The 21,016-nt window shown below is 71.3% G+C and carries 20 protein-coding genes; 13 read left to right on the forward strand and 7 right to left on the reverse strand.

Going from position 1 to position 21,016, the window contains the following annotated elements; translation table 11 throughout:
* Positions 1–40 precede the first annotated feature (40 nt).
* Complete coding sequence (locus AB0O28_RS38510; RefSeq protein WP_363647732.1) at positions 41–1,054, reverse strand: LacI family DNA-binding transcriptional regulator; 1,014 nt, start codon at positions 1,052–1,054, stop codon at positions 41–43.
* Positions 1,055–1,223: 169 nt separating this feature from the next.
* Here AB0O28_RS38510 and AB0O28_RS38515 point away from each other — a divergent pair, with 169 nt between their 5' ends.
* The 9 genes from AB0O28_RS38515 (at position 1,224) to AB0O28_RS38555 (ending at position 12,332) form a co-directional block, all read left to right on the forward strand.
* Positions 1,224–3,002, forward strand: coding sequence for an ABC transporter substrate-binding protein (locus AB0O28_RS38515; protein WP_363647734.1), 1,779 nt, complete (start codon positions 1,224–1,226; stop codon positions 3,000–3,002).
* Between the two features lie 68 nt (positions 3,003–3,070).
* Entirely contained in the window at positions 3,071–4,063 is a 993-nt protein-coding gene (locus AB0O28_RS38520; RefSeq protein WP_363647736.1) for an ABC transporter permease, read from the forward strand.
* Positions 4,060–4,911, forward strand: coding sequence for an ABC transporter permease (locus tag AB0O28_RS38525; protein ID WP_363647738.1), 852 nt, complete (start codon positions 4,060–4,062; stop codon positions 4,909–4,911). Before AB0O28_RS38520 ends, AB0O28_RS38525 begins: the two co-directional genes overlap by 4 nt.
* A gap of 1 nt (position 4,912) precedes the next feature.
* Complete coding sequence (locus tag AB0O28_RS38530) at positions 4,913–5,857, forward strand: ABC transporter ATP-binding protein (RefSeq protein WP_363647740.1); 945 nt, start codon at positions 4,913–4,915, stop codon at positions 5,855–5,857.
* Positions 5,858–6,775 carry an ATP-binding cassette domain-containing protein gene (locus AB0O28_RS38535; RefSeq protein WP_363647742.1) on the forward strand — a complete coding sequence of 306 codons (918 nt, stop codon included), beginning with the start codon at positions 5,858–5,860 and terminating at the stop codon, positions 6,773–6,775.
* Complete coding sequence (locus AB0O28_RS38540; protein WP_363647744.1) at positions 6,772–9,168, forward strand: glycoside hydrolase family 2 protein; 2,397 nt, start codon at positions 6,772–6,774, stop codon at positions 9,166–9,168. The genes AB0O28_RS38535 and AB0O28_RS38540 overlap by 4 nt, the downstream gene beginning before the upstream one ends.
* Before the next feature lie 37 nt (positions 9,169–9,205).
* Entirely contained in the window at positions 9,206–10,315 is a 1,110-nt protein-coding gene (gene manA, locus AB0O28_RS38545; RefSeq protein WP_363647746.1) for a mannose-6-phosphate isomerase, class I, read from the forward strand.
* A gap of 97 nt (positions 10,316–10,412) precedes the next feature.
* Positions 10,413–11,468 carry a polysaccharide deacetylase family protein gene (locus AB0O28_RS38550; protein WP_363647748.1) on the forward strand — a complete coding sequence of 352 codons (1,056 nt, stop codon included), beginning with the start codon at positions 10,413–10,415 and terminating at the stop codon, positions 11,466–11,468.
* A gap of 51 nt (positions 11,469–11,519) precedes the next feature.
* A complete protein-coding gene (locus AB0O28_RS38555) occupies positions 11,520–12,332 on the forward strand; it encodes a CPBP family intramembrane glutamic endopeptidase (RefSeq protein WP_363647750.1) in 813 nt (270 codons plus the stop codon).
* A gap of 573 nt (positions 12,333–12,905) precedes the next feature.
* Here AB0O28_RS38555 and AB0O28_RS38560 read toward each other — a convergent pair.
* Positions 12,906–13,622, reverse strand: a complete 717-nt coding sequence (locus AB0O28_RS38560; RefSeq protein WP_363647752.1) for a maleylpyruvate isomerase family mycothiol-dependent enzyme — start codon at positions 13,620–13,622, stop codon at positions 12,906–12,908.
* 226 nt (positions 13,623–13,848) lie between these two features.
* Here AB0O28_RS38560 and AB0O28_RS38565 point away from each other — a divergent pair, with 226 nt between their 5' ends.
* Positions 13,849–14,637 (forward strand): hypothetical protein, encoded by a 789-nt coding sequence (locus AB0O28_RS38565; protein WP_363647754.1) that lies wholly within the window; start codon positions 13,849–13,851, stop codon positions 14,635–14,637.
* Between the two features lie 4 nt (positions 14,638–14,641).
* On the opposite strand, the gene AB0O28_RS38570 is transcribed toward AB0O28_RS38565, so the two are convergent.
* A complete protein-coding gene (locus AB0O28_RS38570; protein WP_363647756.1) occupies positions 14,642–15,424 on the reverse strand; it encodes an ABC transporter permease in 783 nt (260 codons plus the stop codon).
* The gene (locus tag AB0O28_RS38575; protein WP_363647758.1) at positions 15,421–16,317 is read right to left on the reverse strand and encodes an ATP-binding cassette domain-containing protein; all 897 of its coding nucleotides are present in this window, start codon (positions 16,315–16,317) and stop codon (positions 15,421–15,423) included. The genes AB0O28_RS38570 and AB0O28_RS38575 overlap by 4 nt, the downstream gene beginning before the upstream one ends.
* 131 nt (positions 16,318–16,448) lie before the next feature.
* On the opposite strand from AB0O28_RS38575, the gene AB0O28_RS38580 reads away from it, so the two are divergent.
* Genes AB0O28_RS38580 through AB0O28_RS38590 form a run of 3 tightly spaced genes read left to right on the forward strand, consistent with a single transcriptional unit; the run spans position 16,449 to position 19,754 of the window.
* On the forward strand, positions 16,449–17,609 hold the full coding sequence (locus AB0O28_RS38580) for a sensor histidine kinase (protein WP_363647760.1): 1,161 nt from the start codon (positions 16,449–16,451) through the stop codon (positions 17,607–17,609).
* Positions 17,606–18,313 (forward strand): response regulator transcription factor, encoded by a 708-nt coding sequence (locus AB0O28_RS38585; RefSeq protein ID WP_363647762.1) that lies wholly within the window; start codon positions 17,606–17,608, stop codon positions 18,311–18,313. Before AB0O28_RS38580 ends, AB0O28_RS38585 begins: the two co-directional genes overlap by 4 nt.
* Positions 18,314–18,326: 13 nt before the next feature.
* Positions 18,327–19,754, forward strand: a complete 1,428-nt coding sequence (locus tag AB0O28_RS38590) for an NAD(P)/FAD-dependent oxidoreductase (protein ID WP_363647764.1) — start codon at positions 18,327–18,329, stop codon at positions 19,752–19,754.
* A gap of 9 nt (positions 19,755–19,763) precedes the next feature.
* On the opposite strand, the gene AB0O28_RS38595 is transcribed toward AB0O28_RS38590, so the two are convergent.
* The 3 genes from AB0O28_RS38595 to AB0O28_RS38605 all read right to left on the reverse strand — a co-directional run.
* Positions 19,764–20,402 carry a uridine kinase gene (locus AB0O28_RS38595; protein ID WP_363647766.1) on the reverse strand — a complete coding sequence of 213 codons (639 nt, stop codon included), beginning with the start codon at positions 20,400–20,402 and terminating at the stop codon, positions 19,764–19,766.
* An 11-nt stretch (positions 20,403–20,413) separates the two neighbouring features.
* Complete coding sequence (locus AB0O28_RS38600; protein WP_363647768.1) at positions 20,414–20,821, reverse strand: pyridoxamine 5'-phosphate oxidase family protein; 408 nt, start codon at positions 20,819–20,821, stop codon at positions 20,414–20,416.
* Between the two features lie 75 nt (positions 20,822–20,896).
* A partial coding sequence (locus AB0O28_RS38605) for a LuxR C-terminal-related transcriptional regulator (protein ID WP_363647770.1) occupies positions 20,897–21,016 on the reverse strand: 120 nt, incomplete at its 5' end.

Here is a 21,016-nt window from a genome sequence, read left to right on the forward strand (position 1 = left end):
AACGTCACCTTTCAAACGCGGTAACCGCGCACCACGCCGATCAGGCGGGTGGCGCCGTGCTGCCCCGGGTGGTCAGGCGCGGGGCCTCGTCCTCCAGCGGCGTGGCCTCCACGCCGTCGATCAGCGCGAGCAGCCGCTGCGCCGCGTGCGCGCCGTACGCGGGGATGTCGCGGGTGAGCACGGTCAGCGGGGGACGGACGACCTGGCAGAGCGGGGAGTCGTCCCAGGCGACGACGGACAGGTCGGCCGGCACGTCGAGCCGCATCTCCTGGGCGACGGAAAGACCCGCCACGGCCATGATGTCGTTGTCGAAGACGATCGCCGTGGGCCGCTCGGGCGAGCTGAGCAGCCGCCGCGTGGCCCGCGCGCCCTCCTCGCCGGTGTAGTCGGTGTGCACGATGGGGCAGGCGTCCAGCCCGAGACCGGCGCAGACGTCGCCGAACGCGCGGTCGCGGATCGCCGTGTGCGACAGCCGGGGCAGTCCGGCGACGCGGGCGATCCGCCGGTGCCCGAGCGCGACGAGATACTCCACCGTCTCGCGTACGGCCGCCCTGTCGTCGGCCCAGACCGGCACGAGCGATCCGGCGGCCGACGGGTGCCCGAGGACGACGACGGGCATGCCCACCTCCTCCACCTGGGGCACCCGGGGATCGTCGAGGTGGAGGTCGACGAGGATCGCGCCGTCCACCCGGCCCTCCCCCCACCAGCGGCGGTAGACGCCCATCTCGGCCTCGTGGTCGCCGACGACCTGGAGCAGCAGCGCGTACGAGCGGGCGGACAGCTCCGCCTCGATGCCGCTGATCAGCTCCATGAAGAACGGCTCGACGCCGAGGAAACGGGCAGGGCGGCACAGCGCGAGGCCCACGGCGTGCGCGCGGGCGCCGTTGAGCGCGCGGGCGGCGATGTTCGGCCGCCAGCCGATCTCGTCCGCGATCGCCAGGATGCGGGCCCTGGTGGCTTCGGACACCCCCGGCTGGCCGTTCAGGGCGTATGAGACCGCGCCCTTGGAGACCCCGGCCTGGCGTGCGATGTCCGCGATGGTGGGTCTTCTCACGTGTCCCCTCGACTGAACCGGTCCAGTGGCCCTCACCTTACTACCGTTACTTTGCCTACATCTTCCCCTTATTGACACCGGCGACATTCCGATTTTACGGTCTCGGTACTTATCCGGTTCAGCAATAGCGAGCCGAACAACATCGGGGTCTGGCATGAGGAGAGTCACCATGCGAAACCGAACACGGTTTCTGATACCGGTGCTGGCGGCCGGCCTGTTGAGCGCGGCCTGTTCGGGAGGCGGGGGATCGTCCACGCCGACCGGACCGGCGGGAGATGCGACCGGGGGCGCGGCGGGAGGCGGCGCCGCCGCTCCGGCGGGCGGCGGGGCGTTCCCCCGCAACGAGACCCTCTACACGAGCGGCACCCAGTGGGGGCCGCCCGCGAACTGGAACCCCCTGCGCGAGTGGGACTTCGCCACCGGCACCAAGGGCCTGGTCTACGAGACGCTGTTCATGTACGACCCGAACACCGACAAGTTCTCGCCGTGGCTGGCCGAGAGCGGCGACTGGACCGGTGACCTGGAGTACACCCTCAAGCTGCGCAAGGGCGTCACCTGGTCGGACGGCAAGCCGTTCACGGCCGACGACGTCATCTTCACGTTCGAGCTCGGCAAGATGGAGACCGTCCCCTACCACCCGCTGTGGGACTGGATGAAGAGCGCGGACAAGGTCGACGACTACACGATCAAATTCACCTTCACCACGGCCAATCACCAGGAGTGGGCCAACCACCTCTACAGCCGGGCCATCGTCCCCAAACACCTGTGGGAGGGGCGGTCCGAGGACGAGGTGATGAACGGGGTCAACGAGAAGCCCGTCGGCACCGGTCCGTACGCCTACCAGTCCCACGACCAGGACCGCATGGTCTGGGTCAAGCGCGACGGCTGGTGGGCGACGAAGGCGCTGAACAAGGACGTCAAGCCCAAGTACATCGTCGACATCGTCAACTCCAGCAACGAGGTCGCGATGGGCCTGCTGCTGCAGAAGGGCCTCGACCTCAGCGTGAACTTCCTGCCGGGCATCGCCAACCTGGTCAAGGGCAGCTTCGGCATCAAGACCTACTACGACCAGCCGCCGTACATGCTGTCGGCCAACACCACCTGGATGTGGTTCAACACGGCCAAGAAGCCGATGGACGACAAGGCGTTCCGCAAGGCGGTCGCCTACGCCATCGACACCAAGAAGATCGTCGAGGGCGTCTACGGCAACCTGGTCAAGGCGTCCGACCCGAGCGGCCTGCTGCCGCAGTGGGACAAGTACGTCGACAAGAACGTCACCTCCACGCTCGGCTTCTCCTACAACCCCGACAAGGCCAAGCAGCTGCTCGCCGACGCGGGCTACAAGGACCGCAACGGTGACGGGCTGGTGGAGTCGCCGAACGGCGCCAAGATCTCGCTGAAGCTGATCGTGCCCGCCGGGTGGACCGACTGGATGGAGGCGGCCCGGGTCATCAGCTCCAGCGCCAAGGCCGCCGGCATCGACATCGAGGCCGACTTCCCCGACTACAACGCGCTCGTCGACGTGCGCAACCAGGGCAAGTTCGACCTCGTCCTCAACAACGACAAGCAGCTGGCGAACACGCCCTGGCTGTACTACGACTACCTGTTCCGGCTGCCCGTGCAGAAGCTGCAGACCACGACGAACTACGGCCGGTACGAGAACAAGCGGGCGTGGGAGCTCACCCAGCAGCTCGACCGGGTCAAGCCCGACGACCTGGCGGGCATGCAGAAGATCACCTCGGAGCTGCAGAAGATCCAGCTCGAGGACATGCCGGTCATCCCGCTTTGGTACAACGGCCTGTGGTCCCAGACGACCGACTCGGTCTGGAAGAACTGGCCCAGCAGTGCGCCGAACACGCCGAAGTATCCGCCGACCGTGTGGCGCAACTGGCTGGAGATGGGCGGCACGCTCATGCTCACCGAACTCCAGCCGGCCTCCGGAGGCTGATCTACTCGCGCCCCCCTTCCATCCTGCGTACGGGAGGGGGGCGCCGTTCCGCGACCGGGAGGTCGATCTTGCGCCGCTACTTCGGCAGAAAACTCCTCATCTACGGCCTGACGTTCTTCGTGGCCGTGACCGTCAACTGGATGATCCCGCGGTTCATGCCGGGCGACCCCGTGTCGAGCATGCTCTCGCGGGCCAACGTCGCGCAGCCCGCGGCCGTCGAGGCCATGCGGGCGCACTACACCGCGATGTTCGGCTTCGACCTGCCGCTGTGGCAGCAGTATCTGAACTTCTGGGGATCGCTGCTGAAGGGCGACCTCGGCATCAGCATCTGGCTGTTCCCGACGCCGGTGACCGACGTGATCGTCCGGGCGGTCCCGTACACGCTGGGGCTGCTGATCCCGTCCATCCTGCTGAGCTGGTTCGCGGGCAACAGGTTCGGCGCCTTCGCCGCGCGGCGCAAGTGGCTCGACAACAGCGTGCTCCCGGTCGGCTACGTGCTGACCGCGACGCCGTACATGTGGCTGGCGATCCTGCTGGCCTGGGCGCTCGGCATCGTCGCGGGGATCTTCCCGGTCGCCGGGGCCTACGGCTTCGACCTGCGGCCGTCCTGGTCGTGGACCTTCCTCGGCAGCCTCGCGCAGCACTGGTTCCTCCCGTTCGCCTCCCTGTTCCTGGTGGCGTTCGGCGGCTGGGCCATCGGCATGCGCAACATGATCATCTATGAGCTGGAAGCGGACTACGTCAACTACCTGCGGGCGCTCGGCGCGCCGGCGCGGCTGGTGCGGCGCTACGCCTTCAGGAACGCGATCCTGCCCCAGGTGACCGGCCTGGCCCTGCAACTCGGCGTGCTCGTGGCCGGCGCGCTGGTCACCGAAATCGTCTTCAGCTATCCCGGACTCGGCCACCTGATCCTTCAGGCGATCCAGAACCAGGACTTCTTCCTGCTGCAGGGCACCTTCCTGTTCATCGTCATCGGCGTGCTGATCGCCAACTTCGTCATCGACATCGCGTACGTCCTGGTGGACCCGCGCACCAGGACCGGGATGGGAGAAGCGGCATGACCACCGCACGCCGCGAGGCCCTGCACTTCGCGCTGCGCAACCGCAAGCTGGTCGTCGGCGCGATCATCGTCGCCGTGTTCCTCGTGGCCGGTCTGGCGGGGCCCCTGCTGTTCGACCACGGGCCTAACGACTACGTCGGGCCGGCCATGGCGCCGCCGTCCGGGGAGTTCTGGTTCGGCACCACCACGTTCGGCCAGGACGTCTTCGCCCAGTTCGTGTACGGCCTGCGCTCGACGTTCCTCGTGGGCGTGCTCGGCGGCGTGCTGGCCGCGGTCGTCGGCATGGTCGTGGGGTTCGTCGCGGGTTACCGCGGCGGGTGGGTCGACGAACTGCTCACCATGCTCACCAACATCGTGCTCGTGCTGCCCGCGCTGGTGGTGCTGCTGATCGTCAACGCGTACCTGGGCGTGCGCAGCATCGGCGTGCAGGCGCTGTTCATCGGGCTGACCTCGTGGCCCTGGGCCGCGCGGGCGATCAGGGCGCAGACGTTCTCGCTGCGCTCGCGCGACTTCGTCGACCTCGCCCGGCTGAGCGGCGTGCGCACTCCGAAGATCATCCTCCGGGAGATCGCGCCGAACATGAGCTCGTACCTGTTCCTGACGTTCATCCTGCTGTTCGGCAGCGCGATCCTGATCGCCGCCTCGCTCGACTTCATCGGCCTCGGACCCACGGAAGGGGTCTCTCTCGGGCTGATGCTCAACAACGCCGCGCGGTGGAGCGCGCTCCAGCTCGGCCTGTGGTGGTGGTTCATCCCGCCGGGCGCCGGGATCACGGCGATCGTCGGCGCGCTCTACGTCATGAACGTCGGGCTGGACGAGGTGTTCAACCCGAAGCTGAGGGAGATGTGACGTGGCGCTGAATGTCACCGACCTGCGGGTCTACTACCGGACGCTGCGCGGCGAGGTGAAGGCGCTCGACGGCGTCACGTTCTCCGTCGCGGACCGCGAGATCATGGGCCTGGCCGGGGAGTCCGGCTCGGGCAAGTCCACGCTCGCCAAGAGCCTGATCCGCCTGGACGGCCGCATGCGCCACGTCGGCGGCACGGTCGAACTGGACGGCGCCGCGATGCCGCTGTCGGACGACGGCGCGATGGACGAGTTCCGCTTCCGGAAGGTGTCACTCATCCCGCAGTACTCGATGAGCGCGCTCAACCCGACCAGGAAGATCGGCAAGATGGTCGGCGAGCTGCTGGAGTCGCGCGGCGAGCGGGCGGACAGGGCCGAGCTGGAGCGGCGGCTGGAGCTGGTCGGCCTGTCGAAGGACGTGCTCGACCGCTATCCCATCGAGCTGTCCGGCGGCATGAAGCAGCGGGTGGTCATGGTCGTCTCCACGCTGCTGAACCCCTCGCTGCTGATCGCCGACGAGGTCACCTCCGCGCTCGACGTGTCGAGTCAGAAGGCCGTGGCCACGACGCTGCTCGGGTTCCGCGACCACGGCCTGGTCACGAGCATGATGGTGGTCACCCACGACATCTCGCTCGTCTACCAGATCGCCGACACGATCATGGTGATGTACGCCGGGCGGCTGGCCGAGAAGGCCCCGGCCGAGGTGCTCGTCACCGCCCCGAGGCATCCGTACACCCGGCAGCTCATCGCGGCGCTGCCCGAGGTGGGGGTGCGCTACGAGGACCGGCGGCTGACGGGGATCCCCGGCAGCCCGCCGTCCCTGCTCAAGCCGCCCGGGGGATGCCGGTTCAGGGACCGCTGCCCGCTCGCGTTCGACCGGTGCGCCGAGCAGCCGCCGTTCGCCGAGGTGGCCCCCGGCCACCACGTCGCCTGCTGGAAGGCCGAATAGATGCTCAAGCTGGACGGTGTGTCCAAGATCTATCGCGTCGGCGCCTTCGGCGGGCGGGAGCTGAAGGCCGTCTCCGACGTCGGCTTCGAGGTCGGCGAGGGGGAGGTGGTTTCGCTCATCGGCGAGAGCGGCAGCGGCAAGAGCACGCTCGGCCGGATGATCCTGCGCCTCGCCTCGGTCAGCTCCGGCACGATCACCCTGGACGGCAGGGACATCTCCTCGATCAAGGACCGCAAGGAGTACTACCGGCAGGTGCAGGGCGTCTTCCAGGACCCCTTCAGCTGCTACAACCCCGTCTTCCGCGCCGATCGCGTCTTCTCGACGATCAAAGAGCAGTACTTCCCCCGGGTGGGCGCGGACGAGTGGCGCACGCGCGTGGAGGCCGCACTCGAGAGCGTGCGGCTCGACCCCGGAAACGTCCTCGGCAAGTATCCCCACCAGCTCAGCGGCGGCCAGCTCCAGCGCATGCTGATCGCCCGCGCCGTGCTCCTCGACATCCGGCTGCTGGTCGCCGACGAGATCATCAGCATGCTCGACGTGTCCACCCGTATCGACGTGCTGAACCTGCTCGCCGACCTGCGGGCGCGCGGCCTCGGCATCCTGTTCGTCACCCACGACCTGTCGCTCGGCAACTACGTCAGCGACCGGACTGTCGTGCTCAGGAAGGGGAAGATCATGGAGATGGGCCGCACGGACCTCGTCTTCGGCAACCCCGCGCATCCCTACACCCGGTCGCTGCTGGCCTCGGTGCCGCGGCTGCACGCCAAGTGGACGGACGCGGTCGTAGAGGAGGTGCCATGCGCGTATCACGAGGCGCCGGAGGACAGCCGGACTCGCCCCGGGCTGGCCGAGGTCGAAAATGATCACTATGTGGCGTGCGCCGGCTGCGCGGGATCGAAGATTAAGGAGACAGCGTGAGCTCGTACCGTCCCCTGCACGACGGGTGGACCGTCACCGCCGTGTCGTCGACCGGGCAGCTCCGGCCGGTGGTCGCGGGATTGCCCGCGTCCGTTCCCGGTTGCGTCCACACCGACCTCCTCGCCGCCGGGCTGATCGACGATCCGTACCTGGACGACAACGAGGACGGCCTGACCTGGATCGGCCGCACGGCGTGGTCGTACGAGACCACCTTCACGTGGGAGTTCGCGCAGGACGGCACCGGCGACGACCGGGCCGACCTGGTGTGCGCGGGGCTCGACACGGTCGCCACGCTCGTGCTGAACGGCGTCGAGATCGGCGCGACGGCCGACATGCACCGGTCGTACCGCTTCCCCGTGCGCCACCTGCTGCGTGCGGGCGAGAACACGCTGAAGATCCTGTTCGATCCGCCGTACGGGTACGCCGAGGCGCAGAAGGCGGCCCTCGGCGACCGCCCCGGCGCGTACGCCGAGCCGTACCAGTTCATCAGGAAGACGGCCTGCAACTTCGGCTGGGACTGGGGGCCGACGCTGGTCACGGCCGGGATCTGGAGGCACATCGGCATCGAGACCTGGAGCACCGCCCGCCTGGCCGGGGTGCGTCCGCTCGTCCACGGAGACGGCAGGGTCGAGGTGCACGTGGAGGTGGAGCGCGCCGCCGAGCGGCCGCTCACCCTCTCGGCGTCGGTCGCGGGCGTGACCGAGACCGTCACCGTCGGCGCCGGGCGGCGCAGGGCCGTCGTCACGCTGACCGTGCCCGACCCGGAGCTGTGGTGGCCGCGCGGGTACGGCGAGCAGCCGTTGTACGACCTGACCGTGCGCCTGGAGGACCAGGAGTGGACGGGCCGGATCGGGTTCAGGTCGGTCGAGCTGGACCGCACCGACGACGCCTTCACCTTCGTGATCAACGGCAGGCCGGTCTTCGTCAAGGGCTTCAACTGGATCCCCGACGACTGCTTCCCCGCCCGCATCACGCGGGAGCGCCTCGCCGAGCGGTTCGCCCAGGCGGCCGGCACGGGCGCCAACTGCCTGCGGGTGTGGGGCGGCGGGATGTACGAGAGCGAGGACTTCTACGACCTCGCCGACGAGATGGGCCTGCTCGTCTGGCAGGACTTCCCGTTCGCCTGCGCGGCCTACCCGGAGGAGGGCCCCTTCGCGGCGGAGGTCGAGGCCGAGGCCCGCGAGCACGTCGCCCGCCTGGCCCGGCACGCGAGCCTCGTGCTGTGGTGCGGCAACAACGAGAACATCGAGGGCCACGCCGACTGGGGCTGGCAGGAGAAGCTGGAGGGCCGCAGCTGGGGCGGCGGCTTCTACTACGACCTGCTGCCCCGCGTCGTCGCAGAGCTCGACCCGACCCGGCCGTACTGGCCGGGCAGCCCGTACTCCGGGGCCCCCGACCTGCCGCCGAACGACCCGTCCAGGGGCACGGTGCACATCTGGACGGTGTGGAACACCCACGACTACACCCACTACGCGACCTACACGCCGAGGTTCGTGGCCGAGTTCGGCTTCCAGGGCCCGCCGACGTACGCGACGCTGCGCACGGCGGTCTCCGACGACCCGCTGACCCCGGTCTCCCCGGGGGTGACCCACCACCAGAAGGCCGTCGACGGCAACCTCAAGCTGCTGCGCGGCCTCGGCGAGCATCTGCCGCGGCCGGACGGCTTCGACGACTGGCACTACTACACCCAGCTCAACCAGGCCAGGGCGATGACGTTCGGCATCGAGCGGTTCCGGGCGCTCGCACCCCACTGCATGGGCACGATCGCGTGGCAGCTCAACGACTGCTGGCCGGTCACCTCCTGGGCCGCGGTCGACGGCGGCGGGCGGCGCAAGCCGCTGTGGTACGCGCTGCGCCGGGCGTACGCCGACCGGCTGCTGACCTTCCAGGGCGACGCGCTGGCGGTGGTGAACGACACCGACGAGCCGTGGTCGGGCGAGCTCGCCGTCGACCGGCTCAGCCTGGCGGGGGACATCCTGGCCAAGGAGCGCGTCGACGTGGCGGTCCCGGCGCGCGGCACCGCGTCCGTGGAGCTGCCCGAGGGGGTGACCAGGGCCGGAAACCCCGCGGGCGAGGTGCTGGTGGCGACGCTCGGCGACGCCCGCGCGCTGCGATTCCCCCGCGAGGACCCGGCCATGGACTACCCTCCGGCGGAGATGGACACGGCGGTCGAGGAGATCGAGGGAGGGCTGCGGGTGCGCGTGACCGCGCGGACGATCGTGCGCGAGCTCGCGATCTTCCCCGACCGGCTCGACCCCCGCGCGACCGTGGACGACCAGCTCGTCACGCTGCTGCCCGGGGAGAGCGCGGTCTTCCACGTCACCGGTGGTGATGTGGACCCCGGCGCGCTCGTCCGTCACCCGGTGCTTCGCTGCGTCAACGAACCCCGTTAGTCTCGGATCTCCCCCTTTTGACGCCCGAAGGACGCACGTGGACCTGCTCATCAACCCCATAAAGGACTACCCCTGGGGCTCCCGTACGGCCATCGCCGAGCTGACCGGGCGGCCCGCCTCGGGGCCGGAGGCCGAGATGTGGCTGGGCGCCCACCCGGCCGCGCCCTCGCGGCTGACCAGGGACGGGGCCGAGACCACGCTCGCCGACGCGGTCGCCGCCGACCCGGTGGGGACCCTCGGCGAGGCGGTCGCCGGGCGGTTCGGGCGGCGGCTGCCGTACCTGCTGAAGCTGATCGCGGTGGACGCGCCGCTGTCGCTGCAGGTCCACCCGGACGCCGAGCAGGCCGCCGACGGCCACGCGCGGGGCGACGCGAACTACACCGACCCCTGGCACAAGCCGGAGCTGGTCTGCGCGCTCACGCCGTTCACCGGGCTGGCCGGGTTCCGGCCGCCCGAGCAGGCGGCGATGCTGGTCGAGCGGCTGCACGTGAGCGCGCTGCAGCCGGTGGTCGCGGCGCTGCGCGGCGGCGACGTGCTCGGCGCGCTGCGGGTGCTGCTGGAATGGCCAGGCTCTCGGAGGGAGCTGGTCGAGTCGGTGGTGTGGGCGGCCTCCGCCTGCCACACCCCCGACTACGCGCTGGTGGTGCGGCTGGCCCGCCGTTATCCGGAGGATCCGGCCGTGCTGGCGCCGCTGCTGATGCGCCGTCACACGCTGGCCCCCGGTGAGGCGCTGTTCCTCGGGGCAGGGGTGATGCACTGCTATCTCGAGGGCTTCGCGGTGGAGATAATGGCCTGTTCCGACAACGTGCTGCGGGCGGGCCTTACCGGCAAGCACGTCGACGTGGAGGAGCTGCTGCGGGTCGCCGACGCCGCCGCGCAGCCCCTGCCGGTGGAGCCGGTCGGCGGCGCGTACGTGCCGCCGGTGCCGGAGTTCCTGCTCCGCAGGATCGCGCCCGGCGCGGTCGAAGTGCTCTCGGGCAGCCTGCCCCGGATCGTGGTGTGCGTCGAAGGCGTCGTCAACGTGCGCGCGGCCTCCGGGTCCGAGGTCAAGCTCCGGCCCGGAGACTCGGTGTTCGCCGCCGCGTCCGAGGGCCCGGTCGAGATCGGCGGCGACGGCCTCGCCTTCTGCGCCGAGCCCCACATGTGACTCACTTAGGGTGATGTTTGTCCTACCGAGTGTGACGCGAACCTGTCGCGCGGGTAGGAGCCCCTCATCGTCAAGCGCGGCCCGATGAGGGGGATCCATGGGGCGCTTCAGGGTTGCCGGAATCGCCGCTGCGTCGTTGGGGGCGGTCGCGCTCTCCGCCTGCGCGGCCGGCGGGGGCAAGCACGCCACGCAGGCGAGCCCGGCCGGCCACAAGCAGAACAACGCGGCCGCCGGGGCGGCACTGCGCAAGTCCGAGACGGCCGCCGCCGCCCAGGTGAAGGCCAACGAGCTGGGGCAGATCCCGGTGATCATGTATCACCGGATCGTCACCAACCCGCCGCCGGGCGACGACCGCAGCCCGAAGGACTTCCGGGAGGAGCTGGAGCGGCTGGCGGCGGACGACTATGTGCCGATCACCGCGGCCGAGTACGTCACCGGGAAGATCGACATTCCGGCGGGCAAGCATCCGGTGGTGCTGACCTTCGACGACTCCTCGCCTTCCCAGCTCACTCTCGACGGCATGGGCAATCCGGCGCCGGACTGCGCGGTCGGCATCCTGATGGACGTCGCGAAGAAGCATCCCGGCTTCCGGCCGGTGGCGACCATGTACGTGATCAAGGACCTGTTCGGCAAGGCCCGCCAGGAAGAGCAGATGCAGGTCCTGCAGTGGCTCAAGGACCACAACTTCGACATCGGCAACCACACGCGCGACCACCTCAACCTGCTCGGCAAGCCGAAGGACGAGGTGGAGAAGCAGATCGCGGCCGGGCAGGCGCTGATCACCTCGCTGGTCAAGACGTCGCCGGTCACGCTCGCCCTGCCGTACGGCAACCAGCCGCACGAGAAGAAGTGGGCACTGCAGGGAGCGTCGGGCGGCACCCGCTACGACTACAAGGGCGTGTTCCTCGCGGGCTACACCCCGTCGCCGTCGCCGTTCACCAAGGACTTCGACCCCCTCGGGATTCCGCGGATCAGGTCGAAGGAGAAGGTCGGCGACTGCAAGAAGTTCTGCTCGATGGCGTGGCTCGACTGGCTCAAGGCCAACCCCACCGACCGCTACACCTCGGACGGCAACCCCAACACGGTCGCCTTCCCGAAGTTCAAGGCGGCCTTCGTCGCACCGTCGTTCAAGTCCCGTGTGCTGCCGTACTGACGGAGTGGCCGACCGTGCCGGGGTCCATCCGAAGGCGGCTACCCTGCCACCATGGACGACGCCACCCGGCCGGTCACCGCCATGCCCGCTGAGCCGTACACGGCCGATCTGCGCGGGCTCTCGCCACGGCTGATCGGCCCGGAGATCGTCGCGGTCTTCGCGGTCTCGCTCGGCGCCAGCGCCCTGCTGTCGCTCATCCGCCTCATCGGCGCACTGACCGCGCCGAAGGACCTCGGCGACCAGCACGCGGTGCTCGTCGGCTCGCTGGCTCCCGGCCGCCCGTGGCTGGATCTCTCGCTGCACCTCGCGGGGATCGCGGTGAACGTGGCGCCGGTGGGGCTCGTCGCCTACCTGCTGGCCAGGTCGGGCGAGTCGATGCGCACGGTCGGGGCCGACTGGCGTGAGCCGGGGCGCGACACGCTGCGCGGCGCCGCGCTCGCTGCGGTGATCGGCGGCACCGGCCTGGTGTTCTACCTGTTCGCCTTCCGCTCCGGGTTCAACCTGAACGTCGTGCCCGACAGCCTGCCGGACCACTGGTGGCGGATCCCGGTCCTGGTCGCCGAGGCCGCCCAGAACGGCGTGCTGGAGGAGGTGCTGGTCGCCGGCTACCTGCTGCACCGGCTGGGGCAGCGCGGCTGGTCGCCGTGGCGTGCGGTCGGAGTGTCGGCCGTCCTGCGCGGCTCCTACCACCTCTACCAGGGCTTCGGCGGCTTCGTCGGCAACATCGCGATGGGCGTGGTCTTCGGCCGGCTCTACCAGCGCTGGGGCCGGACCATGCCGCTGATCGTCGCGCACACGCTGATCGACGTGGTGGCCTTCGTCGGGTACGGCCTGCTGCGCGGCCGCGTCTCCTGGCTGCCCTGATGCTGCCCTGATCTCCGTCTAATCGGGCGGAATGCGTTCTCTCCGGCGCGCCTGATTGATTTGGGTCCGATCCCGGTGCATCGTTGACGGGCCGCCGCACGTCTGGATCCCCCCGGGCAAAACCGGCCTGTTCCGGCCGCATTTTCATTCGGGGAATTCGCATGAGGCGTTTATTGCCACGTATTTCATATCCGGCGCGCATTCCATATCCGCCGCGCCGCCGCGCTGCCGTCGGCCGCCGGCCCGGGGGGCCCACCCGGCCGCCCGGCCGCAGACGTCCGGTCAGCCCGCCGTACCGCTGCCGCGTGGGAGGCGGGGCCGGGACCCGGGGCCGCGCCGTACCGGCCGCCACGAGCGCCGTGACCGTGCGCACGCTCGGGCCCGTACGGCCCGCGCCCGGGCGCACCGGGCCGTGGGCTCCGGTCCCGCCGGGGCCGGAGACGATCGTCTTATTACCACCGGTGCCGCGAGCACGCTCCGATCCGTTATGTCCCGCACGCCGGGTGCCCCGAGGGGGCGCCCGGCGTGTCATCGTGCCGGGGCTGGGTTGCCGAAGCTCAGGGTCGCCGAAGCTCAGGCGAGGCAGCGCAGGGCGCCCCGGACGCGGGCGTCGAGGGGATGCCCGGCGGGCAGGCGGCCGACCGTCGCCTCGACGAACTCCCCGGGGGAGAGGTCGGCGGTCACGCCGTCGTCCACCTGCACCTCCAGCCGGTCGCAGGCGCGTGCGATCCGCGCCTTCGACCCCTGCTCCTCCAGCACGAACGCGCCGACCCGGACGCGCCAGTCGAGGCGGTCGCCGGCCTCGTCGGCCGTCACCGGAGCCCCGACGTCGTCGGCGTGCGTGGCGTACTCCGAGTCGTAGTGGAAGGTCTGGAGAACGGCCGGGTAAGGGCCGGCCGACGTGTGCAGCGTGCCGTCGAGGCCGAGGGCGCGCATCCGTGCGCGCGTCTCCCTGTTCTTGGTCCGCCACTCGTCGAGCACCTGCTCCGCGGGCAGGCCGTGCCGCTTGCGCACGCACCATTCGTTGAAGCCGTCGAAGCCGCCGCGCACGCCCTCGTGTTCGAGCATCTCGTAGAACCCGTCGATGTCGTCGTCGAGGCACGCGTGGTTGTACATCTCCTCGCCGGCCAGATGCGCGAGCACGTCGCGCACTGTCCAGCCGTCGCACCGCGAGGGGCGGTTCCAGCCGTCGTCGTCCAGGGAGGAGAAGAAGCGGTCGAGCCGCGCCGCCTCGGTGTCGAAGATGTCGAAGGGGTCGAGCCCCGCCAGTTCGTCCCGCGCAGAGGTCATGTCTGAGCCGTACCCCCAGGCGTTCCACCCTCACTTGGGCAGTGTCGGGACATTTCCCGCAGAAGACGGACATTTAAACCTGCGGCGCTCCCAACAAAGCGTAGGGGAAGGGAAAAACCGGCTCTTGGCCAGTTTGTCCGATGATCGACGCGGAAACCCCGAGATCCGAAAGCACGGCGGTTGTCGTTCTGCGGTTGATCTGTCGTTGATTCAGGGGGAAAACGAAATGGCAAAAAGCACGAGCGTCGCACTCGCGATCGGCGCCGTTCTCGCCGGGGGCGCCGTGATCGCGGGCGCTCCTCTCGTCGCGACTCCGGCGGGGGCCGTCACGACGTCCGCCACGATGTCCGCACAGCACGACCTCGTCCGGTTCGGCCACCCGCACGCCCGGGGACAGCGCAACCGGAACAAGGGCGGGCACCGGCACAATCAGCGGCTGCGGGAGCAGCAGCGTCAGCACCAGTTCCTGATGCGTGACCTCACGCTGGTCCTCGTCCCGTACCAGAAGGAGACGACGGACGCGGCGGCGCTGCCGTACAACTGGCAGAACGACAGCACCTCCGTGCAGCAGTACGGCAACCAGGACCTGCTGACCACGGCGCAGGACACGCCCCGGGCGACCGAGATCAACGTCGACGGCGGGGAGGGGGACAGCAAGACCACGGTCTCCCCGAAGACGGAACAGCACGACGTGGACCACTCCAGCGATGTGGACGTCGCGGTGGACGACAAGGTGAAGGAGCCGGCGGGTGGGCCGCAGGGGGATCTCGTCACGCGGCCCGTTCCCACCGCGCCCGATCCCACAGCGCCCGCTCCCACCACGCCGGTGCCCGGCGCCACGCCGGCCGGGGATGTCCCGCAGCCCGCGGTAGACCCGGCGCCCGTGCCGGACCCGGCGCCCGCGGCGGGCGATCCCGGCTGCTCGCCCGCTCTCACCCTGCCCCTGACCCTTTCGCTCACGGCCACGGTGTCCCTCGCGCCGGGCACGGACGACTGCCCGCCGTCCGCGCCCTGAGTCGTCAGGCGTCCCTGCGGGCCAGCAGGACGGCGGCCATCACGTACGGCGCCGCCACGTAGGCGGCCATCACCGCGAGCGCGGCGAGCGGCGACAGGAGCGCGCCGCCGAGCGATTGGGGGTTGCCGGTGCCGGCCAGCTGGCCCGCCAGGGCGCCCGGCAGGATCGAGCCGATGCGCTCGTTCCAGGGCGCCGGGATGTTGCCGACGATGATCGGGAGCACGTACCAGACCGCCACGAGTGCGGCGATGGCGGCGACGGCCGACCGAGTGATCGCGGCCAGGCACAGGCCGAGCAGCGCGAACATCACCATGGACAGGCTCATCGCGAGGAAGAGCGGCATCTGGCGGCTCAGCGCCTCGGCCGACTGCCCCCGGATCGGACGGTCGCCGATGATCAGCCGGCCCACGGCGGACGTCACGAGCACGGCCGCGAGCCCCGTGCAGAAGGCGACGACGGCGACGACGCCCGCCTTGGCGGCGAGCACCCGCCCGCGGGACGGCAGCACGGTGAACGTGGTGCGGATCATTCCGGTGCCGTGTTCGCCCGAGAAGGCGAGGACGCCCAGCACGGCCAGGCACAGCGAGGCGAGCCAGTTGGCGAGTTCGGGCAGCGACGCCACGGCGAGGTGGCCGCGCTGCTCGAGCGGCAGGGTGTCCCACAGGTGGGCGGCGTACCAGGCCAGCAGGACCATGAGACCGACGACGACGCCGACGACGCCGAGGACGACGGAGGTGGATCGGAGGGTGCGGAGCTTGAGCCATTCGGCGGCGAGAGCGTCGATCACCGGTCCACCCCCTCGACCGTGGGCTCAGCCGTGAGCCGCATGTAGGTCTCCTCCAGGGAGGCGCCGCGCGGGGTGACCTCGTAAAGGGGGATCGCGTGCCTGGCGGCGAGGTCGCCGATCTCCGTCGGGTCGAGGCCGCGCACCGACAGGCCGGCGCCGCCCTCGGCCGTGACCGTCCCGCCCGCGGCCGACAGCGCGGTGGCGAGCTCCCCGGCGCGGCTGCTGCGGACGAACACCTCCCGCACGGCGGTCAGCTCCCGCATCGGGGTGTTCGCGATGAGCCGTCCGCGGCCGATGATGACCAGATGGTCCGCGGTGAGCTCCATCTCGCTCATCAGGTGGCTCGACAGGAGCACGGTGCGCCCTTCGGCGGCGAGGCCGCGGAGCAGTTCCCTGATCCAGCGCACGCCGTCCGGATCGAGGCCGTTGACCGGCTCGTCGAGCAGCAGCACCCCGGGATCGCCGAGGAGCGCGGCGGCGATCCCGAGGCGCTGGCGCATACCGAGCGAGAATCCCCCGATCCGCTTGCGGGCCACTCCGGCCAGGCCCACCTGCTCGATGACGGACACGACCCGGGCCCGGCCGATGCGGTTGGCGCGGGCCATCCAGCCCAGGTGCCCGAGGGGCGTACGGCCGCCCTGGACGGCCTGGGCGTCCAGGAGCGCGCCGACCTCCCGCATCGGGTGGCGGATGCGGTCGTAGCGGCGGCCTCCCACCAGCGCCTCGCCGCTCGCCGGGCGGTCCAGGCCGAGGATCACCCGCATGGTCGTGGACTTGCCCGCGCCGTTCGGCCCGAGAAACCCGGTCACCCGGCCTGGTTTCACGTGGAACGTCAGCCCGTCCACGGCGACCGTGCGCCCGAAGCGCTTGGTCAGCTCTCTGACTTCGATCATGTCTCGACGGTCTCGCGGGCGGCCCGTCCCCCGCGTCGGAGCGACGTGCGATCTCCCGGCCGCACCTCAGACCGTGGCATGACAGACCATGGCAGGAGGCGAACGGGATCGCGTAGGGCTAGCGTGGGCGCGTGGACGATCCGGACGTGCGGCCGTTGTTCCCCCGGCCGTTGCGCCCTCGCGAGCTGGTCGCGCTCGACGCGCTGGCCGGTCTGGGTTACGCGTTCGTGCTGGTCCTCAACTCCCCGGACGCGTATCACCCGGCGGGCTGGGCCGCGATCGCCGCGATGACGCTGCCGCTCGCGGTCAGGCGGCGGTGGCCGCTGCCGGTCTTCTGCGTCGTCTCGGCCGCCTCCGTGGCGGCCGTGGCGCTCGGCGTCGTACGGGAACCGCTGGCGGCCGCGGCGTACGCGCTCTACCCGGTCGCGCTGACCACGCGCCGGCGCCGGTGGGAGCCGACGGCGGCGATCGGCGCGCTGACCGCCGGGGCGCTGCTGCTCGCGGCGTTCGGCGGCGTGACGGCCGTCGCGGAGGTCAGGCGGATCATGGAGACGGTCGTGCTCGGCTCGCTCGCGCTGGGCGGGGCCTGGACGATCGGCCGGGCGGTGCGGGAGCGCCGGGCGTACGCCGCGCGCCAAGCCGAGCAGGCCGCCGAGCGGGCCGTCACCGAGGAGCGGCTGCGCATCGCCAGGGAGATGCACGACGTGGTCTCCCACACGCTCAGCCTCATCGGGGTCAAGGCCGGGGTCGCCGCGCACGTGGCGGACCGGCGGCCGGAGGAGGCGCTGGAGGCGCTGCGGGTCATCGAGACCACGAGCAGGCAGGCGCTGACCGAGATGCGGCACATGCTCGGCGTCCTGCGTGAGGCTCCCGGCGCCGCTCCGGACGCGTTGTCCCCGGCACCGGGCCTCGCGGCCCTTCCGGATCTCGCCGAGCGCGCGGCGGCCGCGGGCGTACGGGTGGACCTGGACGTGCGGGTGACGGGCGGCCTGCCCGAGGCGCTGGAGCTCGCGGTCCACCGGATCGTCCAGGAGGCCGTCACGAACGTGGTCAGGCACGCGGCCCCGGCGGCCTGCCGGGTTTCCGTGCACGAGGAGGGCGGACAGCTGCGGATCGAGGTGACGGACGACGGGCCGGGCCGCCGGACCCTGCCCGCCGGTGCACCCGGTCACGGCCTGATCGGGATGCGCGAGCGCGTCAGGGCGTACGGCGGGGAATTCACGGCCGGCCCGCTGCCCGGCGGCGGGTTCCGCGTGCTCGCGCGCCTGCCGCTGGAAGGGGAGGGGACGTGAACGAGCCCGAGCCGATCCGGGTGCTGCTCGCCGACGACCAGGAACTGCTGCGCGGCAGCCTGCGCCTGCTGGTCGACAGCACGCCGGGGCTGGTCGCGGTCGGCGAGGCGGGCACCGGGGCGCGGGCGGTCGAGCTGGCCCGCTCCGAGCGTCCCGACGTCGTGCTGATGGACGTGCGGATGCCCGGCATGGACGGCATCGAGGCGACCCGGCGCATCTGCGGTGAACCCTCCGGCACCAGAGTGCTGATCCTCACGACGTTCGACCTCGACGAGTACGTCTACGCGGGGCTGCGGGCCGGGGCGAGCGGGTTCCTGCTGAAGAACACCCCGCCGGCCGAGCTGCTGGCGGCGATCCGCGTCATCGCCGCGGGCGACGGGCTGCTGGCGCCGAGCGTGACGCGGCGGCTGATCGCCCAGTTCGCCCAGCATGCACAGTTCACACAGTTCGCCGGGACCACCGCGGACCGCCCCCGATCCGGCTCCTCGCTCGACGGCCTGACCGCCAGGGAGCGGGAGGTGCTCACGCTCGTCGCACGTGGGCTGTCCAACCTGGAGATCGCCGCGAACCTGCACGTCAGCACGGCCACCGTGAAGACCCACATCGGCCACCTGCTCGCCAAGCTCGACGCGCGGGACCGGGCCCAGCTGGTCATCGCGGCCTACGAGGGAGGGCTCGCATCCACCTCGCGGCCGCACCCGTGACAGGGTGGAGCTTGTGGAAGTCTTCGATGTGATCGTCATTGGTGCGGGTTCGACGGGCGAGGTCGCCGCGGGCCGGGTGGCGGCGGCCGGCCTGAGCACCGTCATCGTGGAAAACGAGCTGGCGGGAGGGGAGTGCTCCTACTGGGCCTGCATGCCGAGCAAAGCGCTCCTGCGGCCGGTCGACCTCGCGGGAGAGGTGGGCAGGGTCACGGGGCTGCGGCTGGACGCGTCAGTCGGGGGCGGGCCTGTCGACGCCGCCGCGGTGCTGGCCCGGCGTGACGCCGTGGTCTCGCACTACGACGACGCGGGGCAGGTCCGGTGGCTCGACTCGGCGGGCGTGACGCTCGTCCGCGGCGCCGGACGGCTCGCCGGTCCCCGGCGGGTCGAGGTCACGACGGCCGACGGCGGCACGCGCACACTCGTCGCGAACCACGCCGTCATGGTGGCCACCGGAAGCCGCCCGGTGATTCCGCCCGTGGCCGGTCTCGCCGCGGCCGAGCCGTGGACGAACCGTGAGGCCACCGGCGTGCGTGCCGTACCGGACCGGCTCGTGGTGATCGGCGGCGGCGTGGTCGCGTGCGAGATGGCCCAGGCCATGCGCGGGCTCGGCGCCCGCGAGGTCACGATGCTCGTCCGGGGCGGCGGGCTGCTGACGAGGCTGGAGCCCTTCGCCGGGGAGATGGTCGCGCGGTCGCTGAAGGACCAGGGGTGCGACATCCGCACGCACGAGATCGTGGAGAAGGTCGAACGGCCGGAGCCGGGCGGCGAGGTCACGGTGCGGCTCGCGAGCGGAGGAACGGTCACGGGCGACGAGATCCTGGTCGCGACCGGCCGCCGGTCCGCCACCGGCGACATCGGCCTGGCCTCGGTCGGGCTGCCGGAGTCCGGTCCGATCGAGGTGGACGAGAGCATGCGGGCCACCGGCGTGGCGGACGGCTGGCTCTACGCGATCGGGGACGTCAACGGCCTCGCGCTCCTCACCCACATGGGCAAATACCAGGCGCGGGTCGCCGCGGACGTGGTCGCCGCCCGTGCCCGGGGCGAGGCGGACGACCGGCCGGGGATGCGCGACCGCGCGGACCGCGCCGGGGCGCCGCAGGTGGTCTTCACCGATCCGCAGGTGTGCGCGGTGGGCCGCACCGAGGCGCAGGCCCGCGCAGAGGGCTTCGACGTGCGGGTCGTGGAGTACGACATGGAGCAGGTGGCCGGCGGCTATCTCCTCGGCGACGGCTACCGGGGCAGGGCCAAGGCGGTGGTCGACGAGCGCCGCCGGGTGCTGCTCGGCGTGACCTTCGCGGCCCCCGGGGCGGCCGAGCTGCTGCACGCGGCGACGATCGCGGTCACCTCCGGGGTGACCCTGGACGACCTGTGGCACGCCGTCCCGGCGTACCCCACCGTCAGCGAGGTGTGGCTGCGCCTGCTGGAGGCGTACGGGCTCTAGAGGCGGGCGCTACAGACCGATCACTGCGGGGTGGCGAGGGTCCTCGACGCGGACGACCACGTCGGCGGCCCGTGCCGGGCCGATCTCGCGCTCGTACCGCTCGTAGGCGGGCAGCGTCCACCGCTCCTCGGGCGGCGTACGGCGGGCCAGCGCGGCGGCCGACACGGACAGGTGGACGGTCACGTCGAAAGGCAGGCCACGCCCGAGCAGCAGCGCGCCGTCGAGCAGCACCACGCCGCCCGGCTTCAGCGTCACGTAGTCCGCGCGGGTGGCCCGGTCGCGTGCGCTGTCCCACAGCGAGGGCAGCACTCTGCCCGTACGCCTGCCCGTACGGCCCGGCTCCAGGGGGCCGAGCACCTCGCGGACGAGGCCGCCCATGTCCAGCCACTCGTCGTAGAACACGTCGGGGTCGGTCCGGCCGAACTCCAGCCGCAGCGAGGCCGGGCGCAGGAACCCGGCCGCGGGCACCCGCAGGGCCTCACGGCCGCGCAGGCGCAGCGGCTCGACCAGCTCGCCGGCCAGCCTCCCCGGTTCGGCGGCGGGAGCGCCGTCCAGGGCGACGCGCACCCACGCGTCGCGCGGCCGGTCGGCGATCAGGTCGGCGAGTTCCTCCACGAGCAGGGACGGGGAGACGGGACGGGCACGCACGTTCCCATCATCTACCGCTTGAGCCGGCGGCCGGAGATCTGCTCGGGGGCCATCACGATGAAGTGGTCGCGGCTGCCGGGCACCCACGGCGTGAGCGGCAGCGCCGACAGGCGGGCGATCTCCTCCGGTTCCGAGACCGCGCGGGCGGGGCCGACCGCGGTCACCGACCACCCCGTACGGAACGTCGCGTCGAAGTCGTCGGCCTCGAACGCGACGATGGCGTTCCTCGCGGCCGCGGCCAGCTTGGAACCGGGGGCGGTGCGGATGACGATGTTCCCGTCGAGCAGGCAGAAGTTCACCGGCTGGACGGCGGGGAGGGCACGATCGGTGAAGACGATCCTGCCGATGGGGGCGGAGGCCAGCAGGTCCAGACATTCCCCTCCGCTGAGAATCTCCAGGCCGGCCGAGTCGAGCTTCATGTCTGCCAGCCTGCGGGATCGGCCGGCGGGCGGGTTAGGGACGAAGGTCCCCTCATCGACGTCGATCGGCCCGGCTCAGCCGTCCTGTCCGGCCTTGAGGCGGGCGGCGAGCGCGGCGGCCTGGGTGCGGCGCTGCATGTCGAGCTTGCTCAGCAGGTTGGACACGTAGTTCTTGACCGTCTTCTCGGCCAGGAA

It is taken from the genome of Microbispora sp. NPDC088329 (assembly GCF_040685655.1).
GTDB lineage: Bacteria > Actinomycetota > Actinomycetes > Streptosporangiales > Streptosporangiaceae > Microbispora.

Excerpts from the sequence above, each read along its gene's own strand:
- AB0O28_RS38525 (WP_363647738.1), top strand. The coding sequence starts at position 4,060 with ATGACCACCGCACGCCGCGAGGCCCTGCACTTCGCGCTGCGCAACCGC.
- AB0O28_RS38600 (WP_363647768.1), bottom strand. The coding sequence starts at position 20,821 with ATGAAGCTCGACTCGGCCGGCCTGGAGATTCTCAGCGGAGGGGAATGT.
- AB0O28_RS38550 (WP_363647748.1), top strand. The coding sequence starts at position 10,413 with ATGGGGCGCTTCAGGGTTGCCGGAATCGCCGCTGCGTCGTTGGGGGCG.
- AB0O28_RS38515 (WP_363647734.1), top strand. The coding sequence starts at position 1,224 with ATGCGAAACCGAACACGGTTTCTGATACCGGTGCTGGCGGCCGGCCTG.
- AB0O28_RS38555 (WP_363647750.1), top strand. The coding sequence starts at position 11,520 with ATGGACGACGCCACCCGGCCGGTCACCGCCATGCCCGCTGAGCCGTAC.
- AB0O28_RS38535 (WP_363647742.1), top strand. The coding sequence starts at position 5,858 with ATGCTCAAGCTGGACGGTGTGTCCAAGATCTATCGCGTCGGCGCCTTC.
- AB0O28_RS38575 (WP_363647758.1), bottom strand. The coding sequence starts at position 16,317 with ATGATCGAAGTCAGAGAGCTGACCAAGCGCTTCGGGCGCACGGTCGCC.
- AB0O28_RS38560 (WP_363647752.1), bottom strand. The coding sequence starts at position 13,622 with ATGACCTCTGCGCGGGACGAACTGGCGGGGCTCGACCCCTTCGACATC.
- AB0O28_RS38565 (WP_363647754.1), top strand. The coding sequence starts at position 13,849 with ATGGCAAAAAGCACGAGCGTCGCACTCGCGATCGGCGCCGTTCTCGCC.